Below are 6984 nucleotides of genomic sequence, written 5' to 3' on the forward strand. Positions count from 1 at the left end.
CCACCGCGGCCACGCCCTGGCTCGCCGATCACCAGGTCGAAGAAGCCGTCATCTTCCCGGGCGCTGGCTTCGTGGACATCGCCCTGTCCTGCGGGCGCGAGCTCGCCGGGGCCCAGGCCCAGCTCGTCGTCGAGGACTTCGCCTTCGACCAGGCGCTGGTGCTCCGCGACGGGGGCAGCACCCTCCAGGTCGCGCTCACGGCCGAGGGCTCGGGCAGCTGGCGGGTCGCGTGCAGCGAGGCCCACGGCGACGAGTGGCGGCCGCTGTGCTCGGCCCAGGTCGGCCTGGCCCACGACGCCGCCCAGCCCGTCGACGGCCCCGCGCTCGAGGAGCTGCGCGCGCGCTTGCAGCGAGGCCCGACCAAGGCCGAGCACTACGCCCGCGCCGGCCGCCAGGGCCTGCGCTTTGGCCCGGCCTTTTGCGGCGTCGAGGCGCTGTGGACGGGCTCGGGCGAGGCCCTGGGGCGCCTGGTGCTGCCCGAAGCGTCGGGCCCCGTCGGCGAACACTTCATCCACCCGACCTTGCTCGACGCGTGCCTGCAGGTCTCCCTGGCCGCGCGCGGCGAGGAGCTCGAGGGGGCCGCCGCGCCGCTGGAGCTCCCCGTGGGCATCGAGCGCGTCCAGCTGCGCGCGCGCCCGGGCCAGACCCCGCTGTGGTGCCACGCCCACACCCGAGCGGGCGCCTCGCCGAGCGAGCGGACCCTCGACCTGACCCTGTGGCGCGAGGACGGGAGCCCCCTCGGTGGGCTCCGCGGGCTGCGACTGCAGACCGTCGCCACCCAGGCCGAGACCGCCGCGGACGATCCCCTCGCCGACGCCCTGCTCGCCGTGCAGTGGCGCGCGCTCGATCTGAGCGCCCACCTCGACGCGCTGCCGGCCGCCGTGCACGGGGTCGAGCGCCCGACCTGGCTGGTGTGCAGCGAGGGTCGACGCCCCGAGGTGATCGCGCGCATCGATGCTGCCCTCGAAGCCCGGGGCGCCGAGGTCCTCGCGCTCACCCTCCCCTCCGAGGATCCCCAGGCCATCGAAGCCGCCCTCGACGAGGCCCTCACGCGCCTCGACGGCGTGCACGGCATCGTCAGCGCCTGGGCCCTCGACGATCCCTCCCTGGAGACGGAGCAGACCCTCGGCCGCGCGGGCTGGCTCGGCGCCCTGACCCTCGTCCAGCTCCTCGGCGTCCGCTCGCTCCGCGTCGCGCCGCGGCTCGTGCTCGTGACCCACGGCGCCCAGACAGGCCTGCGCCCGGAGCAGGCGCTGACCTGGGGGCTCGGCGGCACGATCCACTCCGAGCACCCCGAGCTCCGGCCGCTGCGCGTCGACCTGGACGCCCTCGACGGCGCGGCTGGCTTCGACGCCCTCGCGGCCCTGGCCCTCTCGACCACCGAGGAGGATCAGGTCCGCGCGCGCGAGGGCGCCGTCGAGGTCGCCCGGCTCGAGCGCGTCGCCCCGCCGGCCGCGGCCCAGACCCGCAGCGAACCCGCGGGCGACCGCCCCTACCGCGTCGAGATCGGCGAACCCGGCACCCTCGACAGCGTCGCCCTGACGCACTTCGTCCGACCCGAGGCCCTGGGACCCCGGCAGGTCGAGCTCGCCGTCGAGGCGGCCGGCCTCAACTTCCGCGACGTGCTCCTGGCTCAGGGCGTGGTCCCGCCGATCCAGGCCGAGGACGACGACGATCCGCGGATCCGCCTGGGCTTCGAGTGCGCCGGCCGGGTCGCCCGCGTGGGTGCCGAGCTCGAGGCAGAGGACTTGGGCCTGCGCCCCGGTCAGCGCGTCGTGGCCATGTGCGCCGACGGCTTCGCCACCCACGTCGTCGCCGACGCGACCCTGGTCGTCCCCCTGCCCGAGGACCTGAGCCTGTCCCTCGCCGACGCCGCGACCCTGCCCGTCGCCCACGTCTCGGCCTACTACAGCCTCCACCACGTCGCCCGGCTCCGGGCCGGCGAGCGCGTGCTGATCCACTCGGCGACCGGCGGCGTGGGTCAGGCCGCGCTGCAGTGGGCCCGCCACGTCGGCGCCGAGATCTACGCGACCGCGGGCACCGAAGACAAGCGCCAGTGGCTCCGGGACCAGGGCATCGCCCACGTGTCCGACTCGCGCTCGGCTCGCTTCGCCGACGAGGTGCTCGCGTGGACCGGGGGCGAGGGCGTCGACGTCGTGCTCAACAGCCTCGCCGGCCCGCTGATGCGCAAGGGCCTGGGCCTGCTCCGCCCCGGCGGTCGCTTCGTCGAGCTGGGCCTGCGCGACGCCCTGGCCAACGCCCAGCTGGGCATGGCCGGCTTCGCCCGCGGCCTGGTCTACGCCCTCGTCAACATCGGCGAGCTCAACCTGCGCGCGCCCGCCAAGGTCCGCGCCGTGCTGGCCGAGGTCCTCGAGCACGCGCGCGCGGGCGTGCTCGGCCCGCTCCCACGCACGGACGCGCCGCTGTCGAAGCTCGCCGATGTCATGTGGGAGATGGGCCGCGGCCGGCACATCGGCAAGTTCGTCGTCCACGTCGACGAGCCCAACCCGACCATCGAGGTCCCGGCCGCGCTGGCCGAAGACCGCGAGCGCGTCTGCGTCACCGGGAGCTACCTCATCACGGGCGGCCTCGGGGGCCTGGGCTTAGCCCTCGCCCGCTGGCTCGCCGAGCAGGGCGCGGGTCACCTCGCCCTGTGCGGTCGCCGGGGCGCCCACTCGCCGGCGCAGCGCGAGGCCGTCGAAAAGCTGCGCGCCCTCGGCTGCTCCGTCGAGGCCCACGCCGTCGACGTGGCCGATGGCGAGGCCGTCGAGGCCCTGCTCGCAACCCTGCCCGCCGACAAGCCGCTGCGCGGGGTCGTCCACGCCGCCGGCGTCCTCGACGACGGCACCCTCGCCAGCCTCGAGCCCGCCCAGTTCGAGGCCGTGCTCGCGCCCAAGGTCGCCGGCGCCTGGAACCTGCACCGCGCGACCCTCGAGACGCCCCTCGACTTCTTCGTGCTCTACAGCTCCGCGGCCTCGGTGCTCGGCAGCCCCGGGCAGGGCAACTACGTCGCCGCCAACGCCTTCCTCGACGCCCTCGCCCACCACCGCCGCGCCCGCGGCCTGCCGGCGCTGGCCCTGGGCTGGGGCGTGTTCAGCCAGGTCGGCCTGGCCGCGGCCGAGACCGTGCGGACCGATCGCAGCGCGTCCCGGGGGCTGCTCGCCCTCGACCCCCGGGAGGGCGTCGAGATCTTCGCCCGCCTCGTCGACAGCGACGCGACCCACCTCGCCCCCTGCCCCATCGACGCCGCGCAGTGGATCGCGTTCGCCCCCGGAGCCGAGAACTGGCCCTACTTCGCCGCCCTCGCCGAGTCCGACGCGCGCTCTGGATCCGCCCCGGGCTCGAGCGGCGAGGGCGAGGCCGCGGCCGCCCTGCTCGAGGCCGTGCGCGCCAGCTCGGCCAGCGGCGGGCGCAAGCTGCTCGTCGAGTTCGTGCTCGCCGAGATCGCCAAGGTCACCCGGGCCGACCCCAACGCGCTCGACCCGAGCAAGCCCTTCGGGGAGCTGGGCGTCGACAGCCTCATGGGCATCGAGCTGCGCAACCGGGTCCAGCGCAGCGCCGGCGTCGAGCTGCCGGCGACGGTGATCTGGACCTACCCGACCCCCCGAGAGCTCGCCGAGCACCTGCTCGCGCGCATGCGCGAGGGCGCGGCGGCCGAGTCCAAGCCCAAGGCCAAACCCAAACCCAAACCCAAGCCAAAACCCATCACGGTCGCGGTCGATCCCTCGCCCGCGGACGCGCTCGACCCCTCGGAGCTCGACTTCGAGACCGCCGCGGCCTTGCTGCGCGCCGAGCTCGAGGACCTCGAAGACCTGCTCGACGGCCTCGACGGTCGCGCGACCCCGGAGATCCACGACCATGTCTGACGCCACGACCCTGACCCAGCGCGCCCTCGCGGCCATCCGCCAGCTCAAACGGCGCGTCGCCACCCTCGAGGCCCAAAAGCGCGAGCCCATCGCGATCATCAGCGCCGCCTGCCGCTTCCCCGGCGGGCCCACGCCCGAGGCCTACTGGGACACGCTGCGCGCCGGTCGAGACATGATCCGCGAGGTCCCCGACGCGCGCCTGCTCGGGCCGTGGCCCGAGGGCGTGCCGCGCTGGGCCGGGCTGCTCGACAGCGTCGACGGCTTCGACCCCGCCTTCTTCGGCATCTCGCCCCGGGAGGCGCTGGTCCTCGATCCGCAGCAGCGCATGCTGCTCGAGCTGGCCTGGGAGGCCCTCGAGCGCGCGCCGATCGTCCCCGCTAGACTGCGCGAGACCAAGACCGGCGTGTTCGTCGGCATGAGCCAGCTCGACTACCTCGACCGCGTCGCGCTCATCCACCCGGACCAGCCCAGCGTCTACGACCTGCTCGGCAACGCCGACAGCCCCGCGGCCGGGCGCATCTCCTACGTGCTCGGCCTCCAGGGCCCGGCGATGACCGTGGACACGGCCTGCTCGACCTCGCTGGTCGCCATCCACCTCGCCTGCCAGAGCCTGCGCGTGGGCGACTCCACCCTGGCCCTGGTCGGCGGCGTCAACCTGATCCTCACCGAGCGGACCACCGAGGCCCTCTCGCACACCCAGGCCCTGGCCCCCGACGGGCGCTGCAAGACCTTCGACAGCCGCGCCAACGGCTTCGTGCGGGGTGAGGGCGCGGGCATGCTGGTGCTCAAGCGCCTGTCCGAGGCGCGCCGCGACGGCGACCGCATCCTCGGGGTGATCCGCGGCTCGGCGGTCAACCAAGACGGCCGCTCCACGGGCCTGACCGCGCCCAACGTCCTCGCCCAGGAGCGGCTGCTGCGCGAGGCCCTGGACAACGCGGGGCTCGAGGCCCACGAGCTCGACTACGTCGAGTGCCACGGCACGGGCACCTCCCTCGGCGATCCCATCGAGGTCCAGGCCCTGTCGACGGTGCTCGGCGAGCGCGAGGGTCGGAGCCCGCTGTGGCTCGGCGCGGTCAAGAGCAACATCGGCCACCTCGAGGCCGCCGCGGGCCTGGCCGGGGTCATCAAGGTGCTGCTGGCCTTCGAGCACGAGGCCCTGCCGCCCAACTTGCACCTGCGCCACGTCAACCCCTACGTGGCCATGGGCGAGGGCCTGAGCCCGGTGCGCGAGCTGACGGCGTGGGGCTCAGGGCCAGCGCCGCGCCGCGCGGGCGTGTCCTCCTTTGGCATCTCGGGGACCAACGCCCACGTCATCCTCGAGCAGGCCCCGCCCGCGCCCGAGCCCGAGCCGCGCGAGCGCGCCTCCCGGCGAGTCTGGGCCGTGCCGGTCTCCGGTCAGTGCGAGGCCGCCCTCGTCGGGCAGGCGGCGCGCTTGCGGGCCCAGGTCTCGGGTCAGATCGCCAGCAGCGAGGGCGCCCAGACCGAGCTCCTCGACCTCGCCCACGCCCTCGCAACCACGCGCACGCCCATGGCCCACCGCGCCTGCGCCGTGGTCTCGAGCGCCGAAGAATTGGCCGAGGCCCTCGAAGCCCTCGAGGCCGGCGAGGCCGCCCCCCAGCTCGTCCGCAGCACCGCCCGCGCCGACGGCCAGGTCGTGTTCGTATTTCCCGGCCAGGGCTCCCAGTGGCTCGGCATGGCCCGCGGCCTGCTCGACGAATCCCCCGCGTTCCGGCGCACCCTCGAGGCCTGCGCCGCGGCCCTCGATCCGCTCACCGGCTGGTCGCTGATCGAGCGCCTGCGCAGCGAGGATCCCGAGGCCCTCGCCCCCGTCGAGGTCATCCAGCCCGCGCTGTTCGCCATGATGCTCGGCCTCGCCGCGGTCTGGCGCGAGCTCGGGGTCACCCCCGACGCGGTCATCGGCCACTCCCAGGGCGAGATCGCGGCGGCCTGCGTCGCCGGGGCGCTGAGCCTCGAGGACGCCGCCCGCGTGGTCGCTTTGCGCAGCCAGATCATCGCCGAGCAGCTGCGCGGGGCCGGGGCCATGGCGCTCGTGTCTCAACCGGCCGCGGCGCTCGAGGCCCGCCTCGCCGACGCGCCCGCGCTGCCCGTGTCTGTCGCCGTGGACAACGGCCCGGGCTCCTCGGTCGTGTCGGGCGAGCCCCAGGCCGTCGCCGCCCTGCTCGCCCTGCTCCAGTCCGAGGGCGTGTTCGCCCGGGCCATCCAGGTCGACTACGCCTCGCACTGCGGCGCCGTCGAGCGCACCCGCGAGGCCCTGCTCGCGCGCCTCGGCGCCCTCGAGCCCCGGGCCGCCGAGCTGCCCATGCTGTCCACGGTGACCGCCGCGCCCGTGCACGGGGCCGAGCTCGACGCCGGCTACTGGTACCGCAACCTGCGTCAGCGCGTGCGCTTTGGCGAGGCCATCGAGGCGGCCATCGACGAGGGCCACGCGGTCTTCGTCGAGGTCAGCCCCCACCCCGTCCTGACCCTGGCCATGGCCGAGGTGCTCGACGCCCGAGAGGCCCGCGGCGCGGTGCTCGGGACCCTGCGCCGCGACGAGGGCGGCCTCGCCCGGGCGCTCACCTCCCTGGGCGAGCTGCACTGCGCCGGCGGCCCCGTCGACTGGTCCGCCCACTTCGAGGCCTACGCGCCCCGCCCCGTCGACCTGCCGACCTACGCCTTCGCCCGCGAGCGCTACTGGATCGACGCGCTGGCCCACGGCGGCGCCCGGGACGACCTCGACAGCGCCGGCATGCTCCCGGTCCGGCACGCCTTGCTCGGCGCGGTCACCCGCGTGGGCCAGCGCGACGAGCTCGTGCTGACCACCAACTTGTCCCTGCGGCGCCACCCCTGGCTCGGCGATCATCGGGTCCAGGGCAGCGCGCTGTTGCCCGGGGCGGGCTTCATCGACCTCGCCCTGTCCGCCGCGCGCCTGGCCTGGCCCGACTCGAAGGCCCTGGGCATCGACGAGCTGCTGCTGACGAGCCCGCTGGTCCTCGACGACGCCGACCAGACCCTGCAGGTGGTGCTCGACGCCCCGGACGCCCAAGGGCGCCGCGCGCTGCAGATCGTCAGCCGACCGAGCAGCGAGCCCCTCGACGGCGAGGTGACCCTCCACGCC

Annotated in this window: 2 protein-coding genes; both read left to right on the forward strand. The window is 75.4% G+C overall.

Annotation, left to right across the window (positions count from 1 at the left end; all coding sequences use genetic code 11):
* The coding region (locus tag PPSIR1_RS40935; RefSeq protein WP_006977228.1) for an SDR family NAD(P)-dependent oxidoreductase at positions 1-3866 on the forward strand (3866 nt) is incomplete at its 5' end.
* Positions 3859-6984, forward strand: a 3126-nt coding sequence (locus PPSIR1_RS40940) for a type I polyketide synthase (protein ID WP_006977229.1), incomplete at its 3' end; no start/stop codon positions are given. The genes PPSIR1_RS40935 and PPSIR1_RS40940, both read left to right, overlap by 8 nt.

The sequence above is a fragment of the Plesiocystis pacifica SIR-1 genome, from assembly GCF_000170895.1.
In the GTDB taxonomy this organism is placed as follows: Bacteria; Myxococcota_A; Polyangia; order Nannocystales; family Nannocystaceae; genus Plesiocystis; species Plesiocystis pacifica.